This window comes from Pseudomonas sp. R3-41 (genome assembly GCF_054161485.1).
Window position 1 is genome coordinate 6,019,373 of the sequence record NZ_CP096421.1, and the last position, 23,584, is coordinate 6,042,956.

Sequence of the window (23,584 nt, forward strand, 5' to 3'; positions counted from 1 at the left end):
GAATATGACCGTTGCCATGAAAAAGCAGCTGGATGAAAGCCTGCGCGATGCGCAGTTGGCGTTCTACCTACACAAGATCGCGCCGGGCAAAAGCTTGCCAGGAACAGTGCGACTCAAGACTGCCCGAGACCTTTATGAATACTGGCTGCTGGACGTGCTGGTCAGTCAGGATGTGCCCACCACGCCTGTGGCCTGCGCCATTGCCAGCCTTCAGCAATACATCAATCGCATCCTGATGAATATGGAGCCTGGCTACGACCAGGCAAACATCACGCCCGAGCAGATGCAAACGTGGCGCAACGAGATGCATCAATATCCCGTTTGGGCGGCTCATCAAAAGCTGCTCTATTTCCCTGCAAGTTACCTGGACCCTGTCCTGAGAAATAACAAGAGCGACAATTTCCAGCAGTTGGAAAACGAGCTCAACCAGAACCGGATCCAGACCGACGCGGTTCAATCGGCGGTCATGGCCTACCTGACCCGATTCGAAGAAATCGCCAACCTGAATATTCTCAATGGCTACATCGACGGCGAAGACTTTGCCAACAGCAACTACTATTTCATCGCCAAGTCACGTACCGAAAATACCTATTTCTGGCGCTCGCTGAACATGACGCAACGGCCGCTGAACGGCACGCCAGCGCAGCCCCCTGCCATCGCCCACAAACTGGATCAGCCGGATCCGTATGCCTGGTCGGATTGGGAAAAAGCCGATGTGCCGATTCCCGATAGCGCCGTCGAACACTCTATTCGTCCGGTGTGGTTCAACAATCGTCTGTTCGTCGTGTGGGCCGAATGCATCCATCAGGACCCGTCGGCCTCCAGCGCTCCTTCGAGCGCAGGAGCCATGGCCCCCCGGGTGAATCATCCGCTACTGCGGTTAAGCTATTGCTTCAAAAAACAGGATGGCATTTGGAGTACTCCAAGAGTTGCCCTGCAAGGATATTGTGACGACGACGCGGTTCGCGTGAAGGATCAGACGGCGATCCAACAATCGATATGTACCGTTGCGGTGCAGCACCGCGTGAGTTCGCAAGCGTTACTCTATCTAGCGATAAGCGTTCGACGATCAACAATCGACTCGGCACCGGCATCGTCCAGTCCTTACAGTTTCATCAAAACAATTTACATCGACAAAAACCTAGCTCTCGCGTCTGCCAGCGTAACAAGCATCAAACAATCGCAGACCCAACGCCCTGCCCTAGACCTTGACTACACCTTCATCGAACCTGGTAGACAGAACATACAAACATGTATGTCTTTACTGAATATCGAGCGTAATGCGACCCCCTCTCCAAAAAACATCAGCCATCAACTTTCGGTTCTCGATGAGCATCTTAATGGAGACATTTTCAAACCTATCGACGCGGCACCCAAGCTATTGATTAATGCCGACGATGAGGCTTTTCCGCTTGCTGTGGGTGACATCCACTTTACGTTTTCCGATTATCTTGAGTTCGTTTTACCTTCCCTTGGCGAAAGCTCGCCTTCCTCTTATATAAAACTTAGCGCCGGATCCATACTTCATGCTAAATGTGTAATAAATGAAAGTTGCACACTGCAAATCGGCGAACTATCCGACGTCATTAGAGACGATGAAAAAACCCCAGGCTTCTCGACGAACTCCGTAGTTGCTAGCGGTAGTAGAAGCCTGGCTGGAAAATTTATCTCAATGCCAGCGGTACGCTACTTGATCAAGCTTTATAAAAATCGTCCCCTGCATACGTCTAACACCGCTGCCGGACAAATCCACATATCATTTGAGTATCCTAATTCTTATAATGTCGAGGGCCCAACTGAGTTCACATGCAAAATAGATGAGCTGCACCGAAAGTACATAATAATGCGCCACCCCATCTCATTAGAGGCAAATTCGTTAACCTATGACAAACTAACACTGGTGACTGAGTCCGACTTGAAGGAGGCCTTGCCCAGCCAGTTTGACTACCCCTTGCGAATTGAGGATGTTAATTGGAACTGCGAGACTTTGTTTTATGGGGTTGCGCTGGCTCGCCCTAGCGAACCGGAAAAAACAATTTACTTCGCCCTCAAAGAAATCAGACTTACCCTGGTTCCACAGCGCTTCGCCCCGCCAAAGATCGCCGCCCTATCGACGCCCGACCTGGGAACCACCCAATTCATCGACTTTGCCACTTCTGACATCAGGAACAGCGACAGCAAAAGCCAAAAGCGCCAACCGATCAGGCTAAACACCGTGTTCGCCCCGGAATTGATCCAGCGTACCGAAAACAGCCTGGATGAACTGTTCGACACTACGACCCAACACCTGGCAGAACCCGCCATTGCAGACGACATCGTCAACAGGATGGACTTCCACGGCTCTTACGGTCGTTACTTCACCGAACTGTTCCTCTACTTGCCCTGGCTGGTCGCTCATCGCTTGAACGTCGAACAACGCTACGACGAGGCCGAACGCTGGTTGCGCCGCGTCTTCGATCCAAGTCGCGGCAAAGAAGACTGCTGGAGGGCCCTTCCGTTAATCGATAGCAGCACGCCTTCGTATGCCGACCAGGCGCCCCACGACCCTCATCAGATCGCGCTCAGTCATCCAGCTCACTTTCGCAAGGCGCTCTACTTCCTGTACCTCGACATCCTGATCAATCGAGGCGACGCAGCGTACCGCGAACTGACCCCTGACGGCCTCAGTGAGGCAAAGCTGTGGTACGTGCGGGTGCTGGATCTGTTAGGGCCACGCCCGACCGTTCAATCGGTCGATCATTGGGCGAGCATCAGCCTGCAAACGCTGAGCGAAGCGAGCAGCGAGAAATTGCGTGAATTTGAACGATCGGTGCCACACTCCCAGGCCTCATCGCCGGTCCGTGAGGGCGCTTCGCACGCGTCCTTGCCAACCATCGATAGCCCGCATCTACGTCTGCCGTTCCACCCGCAGTTGCTCCAGTGCTGGGACATTGCAGAAAGCCGCCTGCATAACTTGCGACACAACCTCGACATTGCCGGCAAACCGCTGCATCTGCCGATATTTGCAGCGCCGCTGGATCCTCGCGTGTTACTCAGTTCCGGGGTCTTGAATACTTCGGACAATACGGTTCGCGGGGGGCCGCCCACCGCGATCCCGCACTATCGATTCTCGCTCATGCATCAACAGGCATTGAGTGCCGTGGAAAGCCTCAACCAATTTGGCGCCGTGCTGCTGTCGCTGATCGAGCGCAAGGAACAGGCGCAGTTGCAAGAGCTACAGCAGCAGCAAGCCTGGAACCTGGCGAAAATCTCGGTCGACCTGCAACGCCAGGCCTTGAATATCGATCGTCAGAACCGCCAGGCGCTGCTCGCAAGCCAGGCAATTGCTCAAAACCGCGTAACCCACTACAAAAAACTGTTGGACGATAGTCTAAGTGGCAAGGAAATGGCCGTCAGTGGGCTCTCCATATCCAGCGGTTCGTTTGAGGCTGCTGCTTTGGCCTTCCAAGTGGCGGCGGGGGGGCTCATGCTGGCGCCAAACATCGCGGGCCTCAGTTTTGGCGGCAGCCGTTGGGAGGGGCCGGCACTCGCGGCCTCCGCGGCAGCCCATAGCGCCGCGATCATAAACCGCACGATAGCGGCCGACCTTGACCGCCAAGCCATATTCGATCGCCGCCGGGAAGATTGGCAACACACCCATGACCAATCACAGCTCGAGCTGGCCCAGATTGACGCACAACTGGCGCAATTCACCGAGCAGGAAACCGCCACTCGCCTGCAACTGCGCCAGGCCGAATCAACCCTGAGCCAAACCAAGACTAATTACGACTTTCTCAGTAAGCGCTTTACCAGAGCTCAGCTGTATCAATGGCTGAACAGCCAGTTTGCCGCCCTCTATCGCCAGGCCTACGACACCACGCTCTCCCTGTGTTTGGCCGCAGAGCAATGTTGGCAATACGAAATTGGTGATCTCGATGCGCGATTCATCCAACCCGGAGCATGGAATACCACCTATCGAGGACTTGGCGCAGGCGAGCAATTGAAACTCAGCCTGTTGAACATGCAGGCCGAATATCTGCGCCGTAACCAGCGAGAGCTGGAGATTCGCAAGACGATTTCACTGCGCCAATTGAAAGACCAGACCAAGACTAAAACGATCAACAAGCCATGGCTGGAAATGCATGCCGAACTGAAGAAAGGCCAATGCGAATTCGAGCTGTCCCAAGAGCTGTTCGAGAGTGATTACAAAGAACAGAAGCACTACCTGCGGCGGATCAAAACCATCAGCGTTTCCTTACCGACCGTTGTGGGTCCTTACGAAAACATCCGCGCCATACTGACCCAGACCTCTAGCAAAGTGTTTACGTCCGCTAATGACACTGGACGCCTCATGGAGGGCCGGCGCGCTAACCAACAGATCGCCCTTTCCACAGGCGTCGACGACAACGGCCTGTTCACTTTGAACTTCAACGATGAACGTTACCTGCCGTTTGAATACACCGGCGCGGTCTCCCAATGGCAACTGACGTTCCCGAACCCCGAAGCGCAAAAAGACCTGCTCGACTCACTCACCGACGTCATCGTGCATGTGAGCTACACGGCCAGGGTCGGCGGAGGTGTGTCATGAATGAACAAACCGCACTGCCGATTAACGCGCCGTCGCTGCCCAAGGGGGGCGGCGCCATCCAGAGTATCGGCAAAGGGTGGGGCGAAGTCGGCGCCCACGGCACGGCTTGTTATGAGATGGCGCTACCGATTTCGCCCGGGCGTGGCTTTGCTCCGTCCTTGTCCTTGAGCTACAGCAGCTCGGCCGGCAACGGTGTATTCGGCACCGGCTGGGGATTGTCGTTGCCCAGCGTGGCGCGGCGCACCAGCAAGGGCGTGCCGACCTATAACGACGATGACGAAATCGTCGGCCCCAGCGGCGTGGTCTGGTTGCCCGAACATGGCATCAGTCCAACTCAAGTCAATCGCTACAACGACCTGGACCTGGGCACGACCTACACAGTAACGCGTCACCTGCCAAGAATCGAAAGCAGCTTCGACCGGATTGAACATTGGTCGTCGGATGGGGATACACCGGGTTTCTGGCTCGTGCACGAGGCCGATGGCAGTCTGCATGTCTACGGAAAAAATCCCGAGTCGCGACGAACAGATCCAAAAGACGCAAGCCGAGTAGGTGAGTGGCTGTTGGAGGAAAGCCTGAATACGCGTGGAGAGCACATTCAATATGTGTACGCGGGAAATGGCGGAGCCCAACGCTATTTGAGCCATGTGCGCTACGGCAATGTGAAGGCCAACGCCGAACTTTACGCTTGGAAAACAGATCCACCGAAGCCGGACCAATGGCACTTCGAGTTGGTGTTCGACTACGGTGAGCGAAGCACCGAATACAAGACAAAACCACGCTATGAAGCACTGCAATCGCAAAAACGTAGCGATGCGTTTTCCATCTTTGCCTACGGTTTCGAACTACGTACCGATCGCCTATGTCGCCAGGTATTGATGTTTCATCGCTTCCCCGAGTTGAGCGCCGATCCTGTTCTCGTACGGCGTGTGTTGCTTGAGTACCGCGAGACCTCCCTGGGATATAACCTCCTGAGTGCAGCGCACGACCAAGCGTTCGGCGACGAAGCAGCGCCTCAAAGTCGTCCTCCCATGGAATTTCGCTACAGCGAGTTCAACGGCCTGACCGATGTGGGCGCCTGGAAGCGTTTTGAGGGCGTGCCAGGGCTCGACGGCGAACAGGGTTTTCAACTGGTGGATTTGTACGGTGAAGGGTTGCCCGGCGTGCTCCATCGACGCGCGGCAGGCTGGTATTACCGTGAACCCATGCGCGCTAAAGCCAAGACTGATGAAGTGGCTTACGGTCAGTGGCAAGAGCTGCCCAAGACGCCTGTCACCGACACAGCGAAAACGCTGCGCCAAACATTGAGTGACCTCACAGGCGACGGCCGCCTGGACTGGATCATTGCCCAACCGGGGCTCAGCGGTTTCTTTTCGCTCGGAGCGGATCGCAAGTGGTCGAACTTCGCGACCTTCCAGGCGTTTCCTAGCGAATTCTTCAGTCCGAAAGGGAATCTGGCCGACCTGATGGGTGAAGGCCTCAACGACCTCGCCCTGATAGGCCCACGCAGCGTTCGCTTGTATGCCAACCAGCGCGAGAATGGTTTCGCCACGGCGCGGGAAGTTCCTCGCGACGACGATGACGATGCCCTGCCGGTATTCAACGGGTCACCTTCCGAGCTGGTGGCGTTCAGTGATCTACTCGGCAGTGGCCAGCAACACCTGGTGCGCATTCGCCACAACGAGGTGAAGTGCTGGCCGAACCTGGGCCACGGGCGATTCGGCAAAGGCATCGTGTTGGATTTTCCGGGCCTCGCCTACCTTACCTTCGATGCCTCGCGCATCCGTCTCGCGGACCTGGATGGTTCCGGTGCCGCCGACCTGATCTATCTGCAAGCGGATCGAGCACTGATCTTCATGAACCGCTGCGGCAATGGCTTCGCTCCCGCGATTACGCTGCCGTGGCCAACCGGCCTGCGCTACGACAACCTATGCCAGGTGAGCATCGTCGACCTGCTAGGGCTGGGTTGCTCCAGCCTCGTGCTGAGCATGCCGCATCTGACCCCGGCGCAACATTGGCGCTACGATTTTGTCGAGGAAAAGCCATATCTGCTCACCGGCACCCACAACAACATGGGCGCCGCAACCCGCATCGCTTATCGCAGCTCGGCCCAGGAGTGGCTGGATGAGAAAGCGGCAAGGGTCATGGCCAAAGAGTCCCTCACCTGCCATGTACCGTTGCCCCTGCACCTGGTGTCGCGCCAGGTCCAGCGGGATGAGATCACCGGTAATCGCCTGACGCAGCGGTTTTCCTATCGCCAAGGTTATTACGATGGCGTCGAACGGGAGTTCCGCGGCTTCGGCTTGCTGATACAAACCGACAATGAAACCTATCCCAACGATGCCGATTCGCCAGGTTTCACAGAGCCTTGCTTGAAAAAAAGCTGGTTTCATACCGGCCAGGCATTGGACATGGACCGACGCGACTATCACGGTGCCGATTCGCAAGCCAAGGCGTTAGGTAAAGCGTTACTGTGCCGATACAAAGATGAAGAAAATGCCGACGCATTGGTTGACGCGCCGGACGAAGCGACCACGCTTGAGATGTGCCGCGCCCTGAGCGGTCATTTACTGCGCAGCGAGACATACGCAGGGAGCGATCCCAAGACGCTGTACTCGGTTCAGGAAAATCGTTATCGGGTTCGCCTGCAACAGCCCCCCCAAGGCCCGCGGCGCTATGCTTCCCTGTTGCCACTGCTGCTGGAATCCATCAGCTACCAATACGAAGGCCAGAGCGACGATCCACAATGCCAGCACCTGATCAATTTGCAGCATGACCCGTACGGTGCGGTCACACACAGCGTGAACGTCCACTACGCCCGACGCAAAACGGCTGATGATGCCGCACCATTCAGCGACCCGGACCAGCAACAATGGTGGCAGGACGCCCATGACCCCGCGCAACAGTTCTACTACCTGACGCAAACTCGCGCCGAATTCATCAACCTGCAAGCACCTCAAGGATGGCGCCTGGGTTTGCCTTATCACCAGCGGACCAACGCGTTGAAACTATCCAAGACACCTGATGACGGAGGGCGGGCATCGAAGGATATTACTTATGAGAGACTTATCGAATGCGTCAGGAAACGAAGCTGGGCTGCCCAGGCCGTTCTCACCGGTCTGTCCGTAACACGCTACAAAAAGACATCTGCCAACGAAACACTGCCGGACGGCAACGCCAGCTTCGAAGCCCTGGTCGACCATCTGGAAACCGCCGAGCTGGACGAAACCGCCCTACAAGCCTTCCATCTAGAACCGCCCGTATCTCAACCCGACGACAAAATGCTCACGGAGATTGGCTATCAATCCATGGCTGAGTTCCTGGCCACAGCCAGACCAGTTGGCAAGCTCTGGTCAGTCAAAAGTGGCTTCGCGACCTACGCCGGCTTGGAAGGTTTCTACAAAACCAAGACCGTGCAGTCGAGCAACAGCCACGGCGTGACCAAGATCAGCTACGACCCATACACTTGCTTTGTGACCGGGTTCGAACTGCCCGATGGCTGCACGACCAAGGCGCAATACGATTACCGTAGTCTCCTGCCCCAATGGGTCAAAGACCCCAACGGTAACGTGCAGGAATGCCTTGCCGATGCCTTCGGCCAGATACTGGCCAGTACCTTTTACGGCGACGAGAACAACAACCCCGTTGGTTTCAAACCGATCGCGGCGTTCAAGCATTCGCCTAAAAGCCCGGCAGAAGCGATCACGCTGAGCAAGGACGCGTTGCTGGACGCCGCCACCGCTATCTATTACGCGCCATTCAGTTGGATGGGAAACCTATCGGCGGCAGCGCTGAAAGACACCGACTGGCTAGCGCGATGTGTGGCCAAAGGCGACGTACTACCAACCGGGCAAATCCGCGCTTCGGCTCGCGCGCGGCTGTCGAAACTCAAGGTACTTTCTGCCGACGATAAAAAACTGAAACACGAAATTCGTACTTCGAAACGTGAGCCGATCCACATCGCCACACTCGTTGCCGATCGTTACCCCGATGACGACCAGAAACAAATCCGCATCGCCATGACGTGCTTCGATGGCTTTGGTCGCCTGCTGCAAAATAAGCAGCGAGTCGAACCAGGCATCGCTTACATCGTGGATGCCAAGGGCGAACTGACACTCAACGAGGACGGCAAACCGCTGGAACAGATCACCGCAACGCGCTGGCGCGTCAGCGAACGGGTGGAATACAACAGCAAGGGCTTGGCGATCCGGGTTTACCGTCCCTATTTTGCTGACCAGCATCGCTATATCAACGACAAATCCTTTCGGCAGTCCGGCCATTGCGACCAGCAGTTCTACGACGCATTGGGCCGCCCTACCCACACCCGTCTCGCCAAACAGAATGGTCTTAGCTGGATGCGCCGACAGACCCGTCATCCGTGGTACACCGTGGACGAGGATGAAAACGACACGCTGGAAGAAGTCATGGCCGAACATGCCCCGACAGCTGGAGGTGAGGCATGAGCGCACGCCTTCATCGCAAGACGCCCTCCATCAACGCCGTCGATGGCCGCGGCCTGCCGGTGCGCCAGGTCGCTTACTGCCGAGGCAAGGAAGGCGAAAAACCCCAGATGCGCGCCAGCCGGCAAGAGTACGACGTCGCCGGGCGGCTGATTACCCAGCGCGACCCTCGGCTTGCCAACGCAACTGACGCCAATCTTGCGACTGTCTACAGCCTGTCCGGCAAACCATTGCGAGTAAACAGCGTCGACGCCGGATGGCACCTGAACTTGCCCGGCGACGCCGGACAGATTTTGCGCAGTTGGGATCAGCGAGGAAACCACTGGCAATCGACTTACGACAACCAACTGAGACTGATCACAGTCGAGGAGCAAGCTGCGGGAAAAGAGCTGCGTAAAGTCGAGTGCTTGAGCTATGGCGACAGCTCGCAGGAATCGGCGGCGCTCAATCAATGCGGCGCGCTCATTCGCCACGACGACAGCGCGGGCACGTTGATCGTCGACGAATATGCGTTATGCGGTAAACCGCTTGGCCAGACAAGGCACATGCTGATCGAGGCTGCACAACCTGACTGGCCAACCGACTTGAACGATCGTGGTGGTCTTCTCGAAAAGGGCGAAGGCTACAAAACGAGTTGGTCCTATGACGCACTGGGACACATCATCCAGCAGACCGATGCCGCTCGACACGAACAGCACTACACCTTCGATGTCGCGGGCCAACTCAAATCCGCGAGCCTGAAAATAAAAGGCACCGAGGCTAAAAAAACGATCGTCGAGAACCTCGTCTACAACGCATTCGGCCAAGTCGAATCGCAAACCGCCGGCAATGGTGTAACGAGTCGCGCGATGTTCGATCCAGCCAGCGGGCGACTTATGTCGCTCAGCGCATCGATGCCTGGCAAAACCTTGCAAGAACTCCACTACACCTACGACGCCGTGGGGAACGTGTTGCAAATTACCGACAACGTCCAACCGGAGCGTTTCAACAGCAATCAACGGGTAAAACCCGTCAGCACCTTCACTTACGACAGCCTCTACCAATTGACCAGCGCCACGGGGCGTGAGGCCGCCGGATTGACCGCGCCCCCCGGTCTTCCGGGCACCGGTACGATTTCATTCGACCCTACGCAACTGTTCAACTTTACCGAGCAATACACCTACGACGACGGCGGCAACCTGACCGAGCTGCGTCATGTTCGCGACGGGAATAACTACACCCGCACATTGAACGTGGCCGCCGCCAGCAATCGCCTCATGTCTTGGAGCCAGGGCGACGACGCAACCCAAACAACGATGGACTTCGATGACAACGGCAACCTGCAGGCCCTATGCCCAGGCCAGCCATTGAAGTGGAGTAGCCGCAACCAACTAGATTGCGTGGTGCTGGTCAAGCGTGAAAACCGTGCCGACGACACCGAGCACTATGCCTACGACAGTAGCGGTCAACGCGTGCGCAAGATCAAGACAACCCATGCCGCTGCAATGATCCGCACTGAGGAAGTCCGCTACTTGCCGGGGCTCGAAATCCGCACTCGTCATAACGAACGCCTGGAGGTTATCACCCTGCAAGCCGGACGCTGCAGCGTGCGTTACCTGCATTGGACCGAAGGCCGACCGTCCAGGATCGCGGCCAATCAACTGCGCTATAGCCTTGATGACCACCTGGGCTCCAGCTCACTGGAACTCGACGACAAGGCCGACCTGATTAGCCAGGAAAGTTACCTGCCCTATGGAGGAACCGCTTGGGTGGCATCCCGTTCGGCCGTGGAAGCCGATTACCGGACCATTCGTTACTCCGGCAAGGAACGCGATGCCAGCGGGTTGTACTACTACGGACACCGGTATTACGCGCCGTGGTTGCAACGTTGGATCAGTCCCGACCCGGCGGGGGCGGTTGATGGGTTGAACTTGTATTGTATGGTGGGGAATAACCCGGTGAGGTTTGTCGATCACCAGGGGTTGATACTCACTGATGCTCAGGGAAAGGAAATCGACCCTGTCGAATGGACGAAACAGGATGGGGAGGAACGCTCAAAAAAAATGATGAAGCCACCATCTCCAGCGAAGAAGGGCAAACAAGGCCCTGAAGAAGACCCCGATGCCAGCCCCGGCTTTAGCAAGACAAAACGCGACAACGTTATTGTTGTTCACTCCTATGGCGTTATTGAAGATTACGCGGGCGACAACCATGTGGCCATCATGGAGCATTACAATCTTCCCAAGCCAAAGCCCAACGAAAAAGGCGCACCGGGATATCGCGGGGTGGACCCGCATTATGATGGCACCGCTACCAGCGAGGATTTCCAACTGAATTTCGGAAGCTACCAAATCAGCAATACGGCTGATTACATGGAAAACTTGGCCCAAAAATACCGAGACAGGAAAAACGACCCACACTATCAGTTTCAAGTAGATGCCGATGCACTGAGGCTCGACCCAACGCTAAGCAGAACAAAGGACGACCTGTACGAACTTCAACAGCCAACCCGAGAATTTATCGAAAGACATATCGAGGCTTCCAATGGAATCATTCCAATACTAACTGGAGGACCAGGGGCTCATGGGGAAGTTGGAGCGCTGAACACCGTTATTGCTCTCTATCCGGGGAAGCGTGAAAGAATGCTTGCGGATACGACTCTGTACACCCAAAAATTACAGAACGTGACGCAACCGGAGCCATTTATCGCCTGTTTCAATTGCAGCGGAATCATTCCATCAAACGTTAGTATCCCAACAGGCCGCCAACTGAGGACGCCACGTTTATATAATGTCCACGTAGCGTCGATCAATGAGTATCGTCAGTAAAGCTCAGCGCGGGTAACGACCAACCGATTGCCAAACGGATCGACCACCGCCATGTTCTGGCTCCCCCAGGGCATGGCCTGCCTGAACGATCAGATCAAACCCTCTACTCGGCCTGCCAGGGATCAATCACCTCGACCCCAGAAAACTCAAAATCCCGAACATTTCGAGTCGCTATCGAAGTGGACTGGGCTCGGCAAATAGCGGCGATCTGCGCATCGGCCATCGACACCGCCCGTCCCCTTGCCTCGCTGTTCGCCACCAGAGCCGCGTACTCAACGGCGGCATAAGCGTCAAACGGAAATATTCGCCCAACGAAATCCTCTTCGAACATCGCCATCGCATTGGCTTCAAGCTTCTGTTTGCGCTTGCCGGATGGGAGCCGGGCAATGCCATGGAGAATTTCCGCCACGGTCACCGCAGTGATCGCAAGCTCCATCGCTGGCAGCACGTCGACCCAAGCCAACACTCTAGCGTCGGGTTCAGACCGCATGAACTCTGACAGGACATTGGTATCGAGCACGATCATTCGTCAAGATCCACCGCCTTAGCCTTCTCCTGTCGCGAAGGCAGATCGAGCTCAACCCCGCCGCTTGCGCTAAACCTGCTGCGGATCCGGCTGCCAAGACCTCCCGCCTGGCTAACAGAGGCCAATGCCTTTCCCAAGATCAACCGAGCCTCTTCTTCCATCGAATGCCCATTATGAGCAGCGGCGATCCGCAGTTTTTCTTTGATCTGGTCGTCAAGGTTTCGAATGGTGATGCTGGCCATGATGCCCCCTGCAATCAATGAAATCATTGATTTAGGCTAACACACCTTGGGTCAGTAGGATCCAGAGAGTCGCTAACGGCTCAGACGTTAATCGCATTGGTAAACACCAACCGATTCCCGAACGGATCACTGATCGCCATGTCCTGGCTGCCCCAGGGCATGGCCTGGATCTGTGGGTGGGCGTAGCGGTATTGTTTGGCAAGCAGCTGCTGCTGGAAGGCTTCCAGCTCATCGGTCTCGATCCGCAGCGCCGAGCCCGGCGTACAATCGCCATGGTGCTCGGACAGGTGCAGCACGCAGTCCCCGCGGGAGACTTGCAAGTAGAGGGGAAAGTTGTCACCGAAGCGGTGTTGCCAGTCAACGGTAAAGCCCAGGAAGTCGACATAGAACGCCAACGCCTTGGCTTCATCGAAGATCCGCAGGATCGGGGTGGTTTTACCGAAGCTCATGGGTTGCTCCCTGGCTGAAAAGACCCAGTGTAGATGGGTTGACTCCAATGCTTCGGCTTTAAACCCGGCTTCTTTAGTGTCGCAATGCCATTATTGTGACGCCAATTAACACACTACCAGCCATTTACACGCCATTCGATGGACCAAAGCCTCGACGCAGATCGCCTTCGCGTGCCAGGAAGCGCCCTTCCCGGCGGCCATTCGCCTGGCCGTCGCGATAGCTCAGGGCACCGTTGACCCACACACCATCAATCCCTTCGGCCGCCCGCTGAGGTTCATTGAAATCGGCGACGTCACGAATGGTGTGGGGATTGAACAACACCAGGTCCGCCCAATGGCCCTCACGGATTTCTCCTCGTTGCTTGAGGCCGAAACGCGCGGCGGAAAGGCCAGTCATTTTGTGCACGGCGGTGTGCAACGGAAAAAGCCCAATGTCTCGACTGAAATATCCCAGCACCCGTGGGAAAGCGCCCCACAAGCGAGGATGGGGAAACGGGTCTTCGGGCAAACCGTCGGAGCCGACCATGGACAACGAATGGGCGAGGATCCGTCGTACGTCGCCTTCATCCATGCCGTAGTACACCGCGCCTGCCGGTTGCAGGCGCCGCGCCGTCTCCAACAGCGACACTTCCCAATCGCGTGCGATGTCGATAAGGTCACGTCCGCCCATCGACGGGTGCGGTGTCGACCAGGTGATGGTGATGCGATGGGCATCGGTCACTTGCTTGAGGTCCAAGGTCGAGGAGCTGGCCGCGTAGGGGTAGCAGTCGCAACCGACCGGATGGGTTTTCGCCGCGTTTTCCAACGCCGCGAGCACCTGCGGGCTTCGTCCCCAATTGCCGGCGCCCGCGCATTTGAGGTGGGAAATGATCACCGGACTCTGCGCATGACGGCCGATCTGGAACGCCTCGTCCATGGCCTCGAGCACCGGTTCGAATTCGCTGCGCAGGTGGGTGGTGTAGACAGCGCCGAATGCGCTCAATTCTTCGGTCAGTTGCATGACTTCGTCGGTGGACGCTGCAAAGGCGTTGGCGTAGGCCAGGCCGGTGGACAACCCCAAGGCACCGGCCTCCAGACTTTCGCGCAATTGCCGACGCATGGCGGCGATTTCTCCTACCGAGGCCGTGCGCAACAAATCGTCCATGTGGTTGCTGCGCAACGCTGTGTGCCCGACCAACGCAGCCACGTTGACCGCTGGCGTCGCCGCTTCCACCGCTGCGCGATAATCGGCAAAGCGTGGGTAGGCGAACGCCCGGGCCGTGCCGAGCAAGTTCATTGGGTCCGGCGGATCGCCCCGCAGGCTCACCGGCGCGGCGCTGATGCCGCAGTTGCCAACGATCACGGTGGTCACGCCCTGGCTGAGCTTGGGCAGCATCTGCGGTTGGCGAATGACCACTGTGTCGTCGTGGGTGTGCACATCGATGAAGCCTGGCGCCAGCGCGCGGCCGGCGGCGTCGATGTCTTCCACGGCCTGGGCATCGCGCAGCTCGCCGATGCGTTCGATGCGACCGCCGTGGATCGCTACGTCGGCGTGGTAGCCGGGCGTGTCGCTGCCGTCGATGACCAGCGCATTGCGGATAAGCGTGTCGTACAGCATGTCAGTCTCCCAGCGGCAAATGATCGTCGCCACCGCGGTAATCGTCCAGGGCGAGTTTGACCCGCCGCAGGCGCTCTTGATTGTCTTCGGGGTGGGCCAGCGCCAGCTCGGTGGCGAGCACGTCAATGGCCAGCAGCATCCCGTAGCGCGCCGCCGTGGGTTTGTAGATGAAGGAAGTCTCGGCGCTTTGCAGGGGCAGCACGCAATCGGCCACTTCGGCCAGTGGCGAGCCGGCGCGGGTGATGGCGAGGATCGCCGCACCGTAGCTGCGGGCCAGTTCAACCGCACTCAACAGCTCCGGCGTGATACCGGTCAGTGAGCAGGCGATGACCAGATGCTGGTCGCTCAGCGAGGTGGCGGTGATGCGCATCATCACCGGGTCGCGGCAGGCGGCAATCGGGTAGCCAAAACGCACCAGCCGCACTTGCAACTCCTCGCCGCACAGCGCCGACCAGCCACCCAGGCCGAACGCATGGATCATCCGTGCCTTGCCGATCATCCTCACGGCATCGCCAAACCGCGACTCTTCGAACCCTGACAGATGTTGGCGCAGGGTCGCTTCGATATCGCCGACGATCTGTCCATAAAACGCCGACTGCTCCGGCGCGCCGGCCGGGTCGAGGAAACGGCTGCCGACGCCGCTGGCCTGGGCCAGTTGCAGGCGTAGGTCTCGCAGGTCTCGGCAACCGACGGTGCGGGCGAAGCGCGACAAGGTGGCGCTGCTGACTTCCGCCCGTTGGGCCAGTTCATCGAGGCTGGCGGAGGCTGCGAAGCCTACGTCTTCGAGCATCAGCCGGGCGATTCTTCCTTCGCCGGCGCTGAAGGAATCCTGACGGGCACGGATCTGGTAGAGGATGTCCATGACGGCTCCTTGCAGTGGCGGTCAAAGCACGCGCGCAAGCCCGAGGGTCAGGGCGAACGCGACCAGGGATATCAGTGTTTCAAGCACCGTCCAGGTCTTGAAGGTCTGCGTGACGGTCATATTGAAGTATTCCTTGATCAGCCAGAAGCCGCCGTCGTTGACGTGGGAAAAGATAACCGACCCGGCGCCGGTCGCCAGCACCAGTAGCTCGGGATGGGGATAACCCAGGCCAATCGCCACCGGCGCGACGATGCCCGAGGCCGTGGTCATCGCCACCGTGGCCGAACCCGTGGCAACCCGCATCAGCGCAGCGAACAGCCAGCCCATGACCAGCGGTGACAACTGGAATTCCTCGGCCAGGCCGACGATCTGCTGCGTGACCCCGGCGTCCACCAGGATCCGGTTCAAACCACCACCGGCGCCCACCAGCAAGGTGATGCTGGCGGTCGGCGCCAGGCATTCGTTGGTGAACTTGAGGATCGATTCGCGGTTGAATCCCTGGGCCAGGCCGAGGGTCCAGAAACTGAGGATGGTCGCCAACAGCAAGGCGATCACCGAGTTGCCGATGAACAGCAGGAACTGGTTGAAACCGCTGCCCGGCGTGGAGATGAGGTTGGCCCAGCCGCCGATCAACATCAGGATCACCGGCAGCAGGATGGTCCCCAATGTCACGCCGAAACCCGGCAGCTTGGCCTGCGGTTCACGGTCGAGGAATTGTCGCTCCAGCGGATTTTCGGCCGGCAGCTGGATGCGCGGCACGATGAATTTGGCGTACAGCGGGCCGGCGATAATCGCGGTGGGAATGCCGATCAGGATCGCGTACAGCAAGGTCTGCCCCACCGAAGCCTGGAACGCCTGCACCGCCAGCATCGCCGCCGGATGCGGCGGCACCAGCGCATGGACCACCGAAAGCCCGGCGACCATCGGCAGCCCCACCATCAGGATCGACACGCCCACACGCCGGGCGATAGTGAACGCGATGGGCACCAGCAGCACAAAACCGACCTCGAAGAACAACGGCAACCCCACGAGGAAAGCAATGCACACCATCGCCCAGTGGGCGTTGCGCTCGCCGAAACGTTCGATCAACGTCTGCGCCATGCGCTCGGCCCCGCCGGACTCGGCCATCATCTTGCCGAGCATGGTGCCCAGGGCCACCACCAGCGCGATGTGCCCCAGCGTCTTGCCGACACCCGCCTCGTACGCCCCCACCACACCCGACGGCGGCATCCCGGCCAGCAACGCCAGGCCAATGGAGACCAGGGTAATCACGATGAACGGATTGAGCCGGTAGCGCGCAATCAGGACAATCAGCGCGATGATAGCGATGGCCGCGTAGACCAATAGCCAATAACCGAAAGCAGGTGCCATGCGTTACTCCTCGAATGGGGTCACGTCGATGTGTTGTGAAACTCATAAATCATTTCGACGACGAATCTTCAAACCCGTTGAAAGTAATTTTCGCGCAGAGGTAAAACTTGTCGCTGACGGACAACGCGACACGGCGTTGATGAAAATCCGGCGCAAGATTTTCATCGCCCTCATTGCTTTTGTGGCGAGGGAGCTTGCTCCCGCTGGGCTGCGAAGCGGCCCCAAATTCACCAGCACAATCGACCAACGGCTGGCCGCCCCGCATTCAATTCCGTACCATCCGCACCTGTTTTTTGCACCACTCCCCGGCAGCCGACGGTCCACCGGCGCCCAGTCAGGTAAATCATGAAACCAACACGTCTTCGCGCCGACGCCCTCGCCGGCCTCACCACCTCTTTCGCCTTGCTCCCCGAGTGCATCGCCTTCGCCCTGGTGGCCCACCTCAATCCGCTGATGGGGCTGTACGGCGCGTTCATCCTCTGTACGCTGACCGCGTTATTCGGCGGTCGCCCCGGGATGGTGTCAGGCGCGGCGGGGTCGATGGCCGTGGTGATCGTCGCGCTGGTGGTGCAGCACGGGGTGCAGTATCTGTTGGCGACCGTGCTGCTGGGCGGGTTGATCATGATGGCGTTCGGGCTGTTGCGGCTGGGCAAGCTGGTGCGCATGGTGCCGCACCCAGTGATGCTTGGTTTCGTCAATGGCTTGGCCATTGTGATTGCGCTGGCGCAACTGGAGCATTTCAAGAATGACGGCGTCTGGCTGAGCGGCACCCCGCTCTATCTGATGGCCGGGCTGGTGGCGTTGACCATGGCCATCGTCTACCTGTTGCCGCGCCTGACCCGCAGCGTACCGCCGGCCTTGGTGGCGATCCTCGGCGTTGGCCTGGCGGTTTATCTGCTCGGTCTGCCGACCCGGACCCTGGGTGACATGGCCCACATTGCCGGCGGCTTGCCGACGTTTGCCCTGCCGGACATTCCCTGGAACCTGGAAACCCTGCAAATCGTCGCGCCCTATGCGGTGATCATGGCGATGGTCGGTTTGCTGGAAACCCTGCTGACCCTGAACCTGACCGATGAAATCACCGAGAGCCGTGGGTATCCGGACCGTGAATGCGTGGCATTGGGCGCGGCCAACATGGCCTCTGGATTGCTGGGCGGCATGGGCGGTTGCGCCATGATCGGCCAGACGATGATCAACCTCAGCTCCGGCGGACGCGGGCGGTTATCGGGCGTGGTGGCCGGGGTGATGGTGTTGCTGTTCGTGTTGTTCCTGTCGCCGTTGATCGAGCGCATTCCGCTGGCGGCGTTGGTGGGCGTGATGTTCGTGGTGGCGCAGCAGACGTTCGCCTGGGCCTCGTTGCGGGTGGTCAACAAAGTGCCGGCCAACGATGTGCTGGTCATCATCGCAGTGACGGTCATCACGGTGTTCACCGACCTGGCCGTGGCCGTGCTCTGCGGGATCATCATCGCGGCGCTCAACTTCGCCTGGCAACAGGCCCGGGAGCTGTATGCCGACACCCATGAGGAGTCCGACGGCAGCAAGCTGTATCGCCTGCACGGCACGCTGTTTTTCGCCTCGTCGACGCCGTTTCTCAACCAGTTCGACCCGGCCAACGACCCGGCCCTGGTGACCCTCGATTGCCGTCACTTGCGCTTCGTCGACTACTCGGCCGTCGCCGCGCTCAAGACCTTGCGTGAGCGCTACAGCAAAGCGGGCAAGCACCTGCGCGTGTATCACCTGTCCGAGCGCTGCAAACAAATGCTCAAGCGCGCGGGCGTGCAGCACGACTGAAGCAACACCCACAGGGGGTTATAGGACTGATGAAGATAGAGTGGTCACTGGCGATCAAATGTGGGAGCGGGCTTGCTCGCGAATGCGGTGTGTCAGTCTGCGCCAATGTTGCCTGACACACCGCTTTCGCGAGCAAGCCCGCTCCCACAGGTCCTATGTTTTACTGACGGATCACACCATTTCTTCAAGAATCCATGCCACCACCGACGTCCGCTTCGGTGCCCACCCCTGCAGCTCATGGGCATTGTTGCCGCGCATACTCGTTGCCCAAATCACTCTTGCCTTGAAGTCACGAATCAACCCTTGAACTCCCGCGAGGCGTAGTCGGCGAGCTTGCCCTGGATGAAGTCCAGGAAACACTGGATCCGCAGGGCCAGTTGCGAATTGCGGTAGTACACCGCGTTGATCGGCTGGCGGTAGCCGCTGTTGGCATCGGCCAGCAGCACCTTCAGCCGGCCGGCGTGAATGTCGTCGCGGGTCATGAAGTCTGACAGGCAGGCAATGCCCTGTCCTTGCAGCGCCAAGTGACGCACGGTCTCGCCGCTGGACGCGCTGATGGCTGGCTGGATCGCCCAGCGATCACCGTGCGGGTGACGCAGCGGCCACTGGTTGAGGCCATCATTCTGGGCAAACCCCAGCAGCGCATGCTCCGACAGTTCGGCAACGCTTGCGGGAGTGCCGTGCTGCTTCAAATAGGCCGGGCTGGCGAGGATGTGCAACGGGCTGCAACCCAGGGAGCGGGCGTGGAGCGTCGAATCGATAAGGGTGCCGATGCGGATGGCGATGTCAGTGCTTTGCTCCAACAGGTCGATGATCAGGTCGTTGCTGTTGAGTTCGAGCTGGATGTCTGGGTAAAGCCGGCGGAATTCTTCGATGTGCGGCACGATGGCGTGCAGCATGAACGGCGAGGCCGCGTTGATCCGCAAGCGTCCTGAAGGATTTTTCTGGCGAGACGACAGGCGCTCTTCCAGCTCATCCATCTGGTCGAGGATGCCTTTGGCCTGTTCGAAGAAATACTTGCCCTCTTCGGTGAGGTCCATGCGCCGCGTGGTGCGGTTGATCAGCGTGGTATCGAGCTTGGCCTCCAGCCGCGACAACGTGCGGCTGACCGCCGACGGCGTCTGCCCGACTTGCTCGGCGGCGGCGGAGATGGATCCGCATTCGATCACGCAGACGAAAATCTGCAACTCGTCGGATCTGGCTTTCACAGACATCCTCTCGTGGAATGCACATCCAGTGTGAAGGATGCTTTTGTGGCGAGGGAGCTTGCTCCCGCTCGGCCGGGCCGGCGCTCCAGCGCGCAGCGGCCGCTTTTTTGGGGGGCTGCTGCGCAGCCCAGCGGGAGCAAGCTCCCTCGCCACAGCAAGCTCCCTCGCCACAGAAGCCCGCTCGCCTTGGGTGCAGGATTGCGTTCGGGTGAGTCCCGATAGTATCTGGATTACCGCGAAAGGCCGAACACCTCGATCAAATGCCGCTCATACCGCGCCACATCTTCTTCGATGTTCGGGCGCTTCATCACATCCACGCACAGGAAGGTTGGCAGGCCGGTCATGCCGAGGAATTGATTGGCCTTGTGGAACGGGAAGTACACCGCGTCCACACCCTTGGCTTCGAAGAAATCGCTCGGGTCGTCGAAGGCTTGCTGCGGGGCGTTCCAGGTCAGCGACAACATGTACTGCTTGCCTTGGATCAGGCCGCCGCTGCCGTATTTCTGTGAGGCATCGGAACGGGTCCGACCGTCACTGGCGTAGAGGCTGCCGTGGCCTTCGGTGAAGACTTCGTCGATGTACTTCTTCACGGTCCACGGCGCGCCCATCCACCAACCTGGCATCTGGTAAATGATCACGTCGGCCCAGAGGAACTTGGCGACTTCCTCCTGGAGGTCGTAGCCGCCATCGATGAAAGTGGTTTGCACATCAAACCCGCCACGGTCCAGCACGCTGAGCGCCGTCTCGTGGAGGGTGGCGTTGTAGCGACCGTCGGAATGGGCGAATTGTTTGCCGCCGTTGAGCAACAGGACTTTTTTCATGGTGAGCCTCATCGGGTTCCACGGCGTGGGCCGTTGGCTGGCCGCCGCATGGAAAGATTGAAATTGATGGCGGCAGAGTACCGACGAGCTTCGCGCGGAATAAGCACCGCAACGGCAAAAGTGATTTGACCTATACGCAAGAATGAACGGTCGATTGTTGCCGTAAGCTTCGGCACTTCTTTTATTTCAGGAGCCCTCTCCATGAGCGAACTGCACGGTTTCATCCTGCACGCCAAGACCCGCCCGGAAAAAGCCGAGGCCTTCGAGGCGCTGTTCCGCGCCTACGTCGAACCAAGCCGTGCCGAGCCTGGCTGCATCGAATATCACATGCTGCGGGACCAACAGGATCCAACGCTGTTTATCTTCTATGAGATCTGGGCATCCCAGGCACACCTGGAGGTGCATTCGAACCTGCCGCATATGAAGCAGTTCTTCGAGCGACGCATGGATTATCTGGAGCGCGACTTCGACATCCGCCGCGTCGACATGCTCAGCCCGTCCTCGGCTAGCCGCTGACCAGCAGATGGCCGCCGAGCACACCGAGGCCGATGAAAAATACCCGTTTGAACAACACGGCGCTGATCCGCTGGCGCAGCCATTGCCCCAGCCACATCCCCAGCAGCGCCGGGGCCAGCGCCAGCAACGAAGCGCTCAATTCGCCCCCGCCCAGCTCGCCGCGCCACAACAGGCCGGCGGCCAGGGCCAGGGTCGAAACGGTGAACGACAGGCCCAGGGCCTGCACCAGTTCATCCTTGCTCAAGCCCAGCGCTTGCAGATAAGGCACTGCCGGAATGACGAACACACCGGTAGCGGAAGTGACGAGGCCGGTCAGCAACCCGCAGATCGGAGCGATCCACGGCTCGGCATCGGGACCGACCCGCAGCGTTGGCAGCAACAGGCCGCTCAGCGCATACAGCAACAACGCCCCGCCCAAGGCCCGCACCACCCAGGCCCCGCCTGTCATGCCGATCCACAGCGTACCGAGCCCGGTGCCAATAAAAATCGCGAGTAACAGCGGCCACAAGCGCCGGATCAATGTTTGCAGATGGCCACCGAACGCCAGTTGCCAAAGATTGGTCAGGGTCGCCGGAATGATCAGCAGCGCCGCAGCCTGCGCCGGCGCCATAGCCAGACCGAGCAAGCCCATGGAGATGGTCGGCAGGCCGAGGCCGATCACGCCCTTGATGGTGCCGGCCAGCAGGAAGGTGCCGATGACCAGTAAGGAAAGGGCCAGGCCTAGGTTTTGATAGAAAGCGATGAGTGTGTTCATGGGGCTATCGTGCGCCCCGGGGCTTGGCTTGAAAATCTGCCATATACTGAGGGTGCCTCTCTTTCAGCAAGAGGCTGGAAATTTTGTGCATGCTACTGGCGCCTTCGCGAGCAAGCCCGCTCCCACAGTTTGAAATGCATTCTCCCTGTGGGAGCGGGCTTGCTCGCGAAGGCGGCACACCAAACACCGCAACACTTGAGACAGGATCACCAGCCCATGCACTTCGACTTCACCGACCTGCGCCTCTACCTGCACATCCTCGACACCGGCAACATCACCGCCGGTGCGGCCCGCAGCCACTTGTCCCTGGCCGCGGCCAGTGCGCGAGTCCGGGCCATGGAAGGGTCACTGGGCATCGACCTGCTTGAACGCGGACGACGTGGCGTAACCCCAACGCCGGCTGGCAAGGCGTTGGCCGAACACGCCCGGCTCCTGCTGCAACAGGCCGAACGCCTGCAACAGGACCTGGCCGAATACGCCAAGGGCGTCAAAGGCCGGGTGCGGCTGCTGTGCAACACCAGCGCCATGACCGAGTACCTGCCCGAACTGCTGGCCGGCTTTCTCAAGACCCATCCCAACCTCGACATCGACTTGCAGGAGTTGCCCAGCTCACGGATCACCCATGCGCTGCGCGAGGGCGCGGCGGACCTGGGGATCGTTTCCGACGCGGTGGACACCGATGGCCTTCAGGCCTGGCCGTTTCGCGACGATCCGCTGGTATTGATCCTACCGAACGGACATCCCCTGGCTGACGGTCGAACCGTGCGTTTCAGCGAAACCCTCAGCCACGACTACGTCGGCCTGAACGCCGCCAGCGCCCTGGCGATCCACCTGGAAGAACAGGCCCTGCACATCGGCTCGCGCATGCAAATCCGCATTCGCGCCGAGGGTTTCGACGGGATGATTCGCATGGTGACCCATGGCGCAGGCATTGCCATCGTGCCGAAGGCGGCCGTCGATCGGCGACCGACCGAGCCATCGTATCAATGCGTCCCACTGCAAGAGGCCTGGACCCACCGGGCGCTGCTGCTGTGCGCCCGCAACTTCGAAGGTTTGCCCACCTACGCCAAGGCCCTGGCACGGCATCTGGCCGATTGATGCGCGTTTCTGGATAGCCCGGTGTCGACTACAGACATCTACCCACCCCTGCCGCGCGTTAGGGTGCCTGTCCTCTTCCGCCCTTTCGGAGCTCACATGACCGCCCCCATCACCGTCCTGCGCGACACCCATCCGCTGCCCGTACTCGATGCCTGCAAATGGGAAAAACTCGAAGGCGACCCGCACACCGTCAACCTCAACGCCTACACCAGCGAAGACGGCAGCAAGATCATGGGCACCTGGATCTGCACACCGGGCAAATGGTATGTGGAATACGTGAAGTGGGAGTACTGCCATTTCCAGGAAGGCTACTGCATCATCACCCCAGAGGGCCTGGAGCCGATTCATCTGCGCGCCGGTGATATTTTCGTCATCGAACCCGGCATGAAAGGCACCTGGGAAGTGGTCGAGACCGTGCGTAAATATTTCGTCTTCGCCTGAAACAAAAAACCGAGAGACCACCCGACGTGGTCTCTCGGAAAACAACCGTGAAAACTTCACCGCTTCAGCACTGC

At 58.9% G+C, this 23,584-nt stretch carries 17 protein-coding genes; 8 read left to right on the forward strand and 9 right to left on the reverse strand.

The features are described from left to right. Window positions 1-4 precede the first annotated feature (4 nt). From M1D99_RS26040 to M1D99_RS26050, 3 genes are read left to right on the forward strand one after another with little or no spacing between them, the layout of a single operon-like run. Entirely contained in the window at window positions 5-4,567 is a 4,563-nt protein-coding gene (locus tag M1D99_RS26040; RefSeq protein WP_434572527.1) for a Tc toxin subunit A-related protein, read from the forward strand. Beyond that, window positions 4,564-9,030: a SpvB/TcaC N-terminal domain-containing protein gene (locus tag M1D99_RS26045; RefSeq protein WP_458130998.1), complete on the forward strand. Its 4,467-nt coding sequence runs from the start codon at window positions 4,564-4,566 to the stop codon at window positions 9,028-9,030. Before M1D99_RS26040 ends, M1D99_RS26045 begins: the two co-directional genes overlap by 4 nt. Further along, window positions 9,027-11,834, forward strand: coding sequence for an RHS repeat-associated core domain-containing protein (locus M1D99_RS26050; RefSeq protein WP_434572531.1), 2,808 nt, complete (start codon window positions 9,027-9,029; stop codon window positions 11,832-11,834). Before M1D99_RS26045 ends, M1D99_RS26050 begins: the two co-directional genes overlap by 4 nt. A gap of 103 nt (window positions 11,835-11,937) precedes the next feature. On the opposite strand, the gene M1D99_RS26055 is transcribed toward M1D99_RS26050, so the two are convergent. The 6 genes from M1D99_RS26055 to M1D99_RS26080 form a co-directional block, all read right to left on the reverse strand. Continuing rightward, complete coding sequence (locus M1D99_RS26055; RefSeq protein ID WP_434572533.1) at window positions 11,938-12,360, reverse strand: type II toxin-antitoxin system VapC family toxin; 423 nt, start codon at window positions 12,358-12,360, stop codon at window positions 11,938-11,940. Next, window positions 12,357-12,602 carry a FitA-like ribbon-helix-helix domain-containing protein gene (locus M1D99_RS26060; RefSeq protein WP_434572535.1) on the reverse strand — a complete coding sequence of 82 codons (246 nt, stop codon included), beginning with the start codon at window positions 12,600-12,602 and terminating at the stop codon, window positions 12,357-12,359. Before M1D99_RS26060 ends, M1D99_RS26055 begins: the two co-directional genes overlap by 4 nt. A gap of 80 nt (window positions 12,603-12,682) precedes the next feature. Then, entirely contained in the window at window positions 12,683-13,051 is a 369-nt protein-coding gene (locus tag M1D99_RS26065; RefSeq protein ID WP_186730460.1) for a glyoxalase superfamily protein, read from the reverse strand. A 124-nt stretch (window positions 13,052-13,175) separates the two neighbouring features. Continuing rightward, the gene (locus M1D99_RS26070) at window positions 13,176-14,648 is read right to left on the reverse strand and encodes an N-acyl-D-amino-acid deacylase family protein (RefSeq protein ID WP_434572537.1); all 1,473 of its coding nucleotides are present in this window, start codon (window positions 14,646-14,648) and stop codon (window positions 13,176-13,178) included. A gap of 1 nt (window position 14,649) precedes the next feature. After that, a complete protein-coding gene (locus tag M1D99_RS26075) occupies window positions 14,650-15,510 on the reverse strand; it encodes a MurR/RpiR family transcriptional regulator (protein ID WP_434572539.1) in 861 nt (286 codons plus the stop codon). Window positions 15,511-15,531: 21 nt separating this feature from the next. Beyond that, a complete protein-coding gene (locus M1D99_RS26080; protein ID WP_434572541.1) occupies window positions 15,532-16,881 on the reverse strand; it encodes a GntT/GntP/DsdX family permease in 1,350 nt (449 codons plus the stop codon). Between M1D99_RS26080 and M1D99_RS26085 the strand changes: the two genes are divergently transcribed. Both M1D99_RS26085 and M1D99_RS26090 read left to right on the forward strand, forming a co-directional pair. Continuing rightward, entirely contained in the window at window positions 16,880-17,230 is a 351-nt protein-coding gene (locus tag M1D99_RS26085; RefSeq protein ID WP_458130999.1) for a hypothetical protein, read from the forward strand. The genes M1D99_RS26080 and M1D99_RS26085 overlap by 2 nt on opposite strands. Next, window positions 17,227-18,672 (forward strand): SulP family inorganic anion transporter, encoded by a 1,446-nt coding sequence (locus M1D99_RS26090; RefSeq protein WP_434572543.1) that lies wholly within the window; start codon window positions 17,227-17,229, stop codon window positions 18,670-18,672. The genes M1D99_RS26085 and M1D99_RS26090 overlap by 4 nt, the downstream gene beginning before the upstream one ends. A gap of 296 nt (window positions 18,673-18,968) precedes the next feature. On the opposite strand, the gene M1D99_RS26095 is transcribed toward M1D99_RS26090, so the two are convergent. Together M1D99_RS26095 and M1D99_RS26100 are read right to left on the reverse strand one after the other, a co-directional pair. Beyond that, window positions 18,969-19,880: a LysR substrate-binding domain-containing protein gene (locus tag M1D99_RS26095; RefSeq protein WP_434572545.1), complete on the reverse strand. Its 912-nt coding sequence runs from the start codon at window positions 19,878-19,880 to the stop codon at window positions 18,969-18,971. Window positions 19,881-20,110: 230 nt separating this feature from the next. Beyond that, the gene (locus tag M1D99_RS26100) at window positions 20,111-20,701 is read right to left on the reverse strand and encodes an NAD(P)H-dependent oxidoreductase (RefSeq protein ID WP_434572547.1); all 591 of its coding nucleotides are present in this window, start codon (window positions 20,699-20,701) and stop codon (window positions 20,111-20,113) included. 201 nt (window positions 20,702-20,902) lie between these two features. Here M1D99_RS26100 and M1D99_RS26105 point away from each other — a divergent pair, with 201 nt between their 5' ends. Then, window positions 20,903-21,217 (forward strand): putative quinol monooxygenase, encoded by a 315-nt coding sequence (locus M1D99_RS26105; RefSeq protein ID WP_186705935.1) that lies wholly within the window; start codon window positions 20,903-20,905, stop codon window positions 21,215-21,217. On the opposite strand, the gene M1D99_RS26110 is transcribed toward M1D99_RS26105, so the two are convergent. Then, a complete protein-coding gene (locus M1D99_RS26110) occupies window positions 21,207-21,971 on the reverse strand; it encodes a sulfite exporter TauE/SafE family protein (RefSeq protein WP_434572549.1) in 765 nt (254 codons plus the stop codon). The two genes, M1D99_RS26105 and M1D99_RS26110, sit on opposite strands and share 11 nt — an antisense overlap. Before the next feature lie 216 nt (window positions 21,972-22,187). Here M1D99_RS26110 and M1D99_RS26115 point away from each other — a divergent pair, with 216 nt between their 5' ends. Together M1D99_RS26115 and M1D99_RS26120 are read left to right on the forward strand one after the other, a co-directional pair. Next, window positions 22,188-23,069: a LysR substrate-binding domain-containing protein gene (locus tag M1D99_RS26115; RefSeq protein WP_434572551.1), complete on the forward strand. Its 882-nt coding sequence runs from the start codon at window positions 22,188-22,190 to the stop codon at window positions 23,067-23,069. A gap of 96 nt (window positions 23,070-23,165) precedes the next feature. After that, complete coding sequence (locus M1D99_RS26120; RefSeq protein ID WP_060739285.1) at window positions 23,166-23,510, forward strand: cupin domain-containing protein; 345 nt, start codon at window positions 23,166-23,168, stop codon at window positions 23,508-23,510. Window positions 23,511-23,584 lie beyond the last annotated feature (74 nt).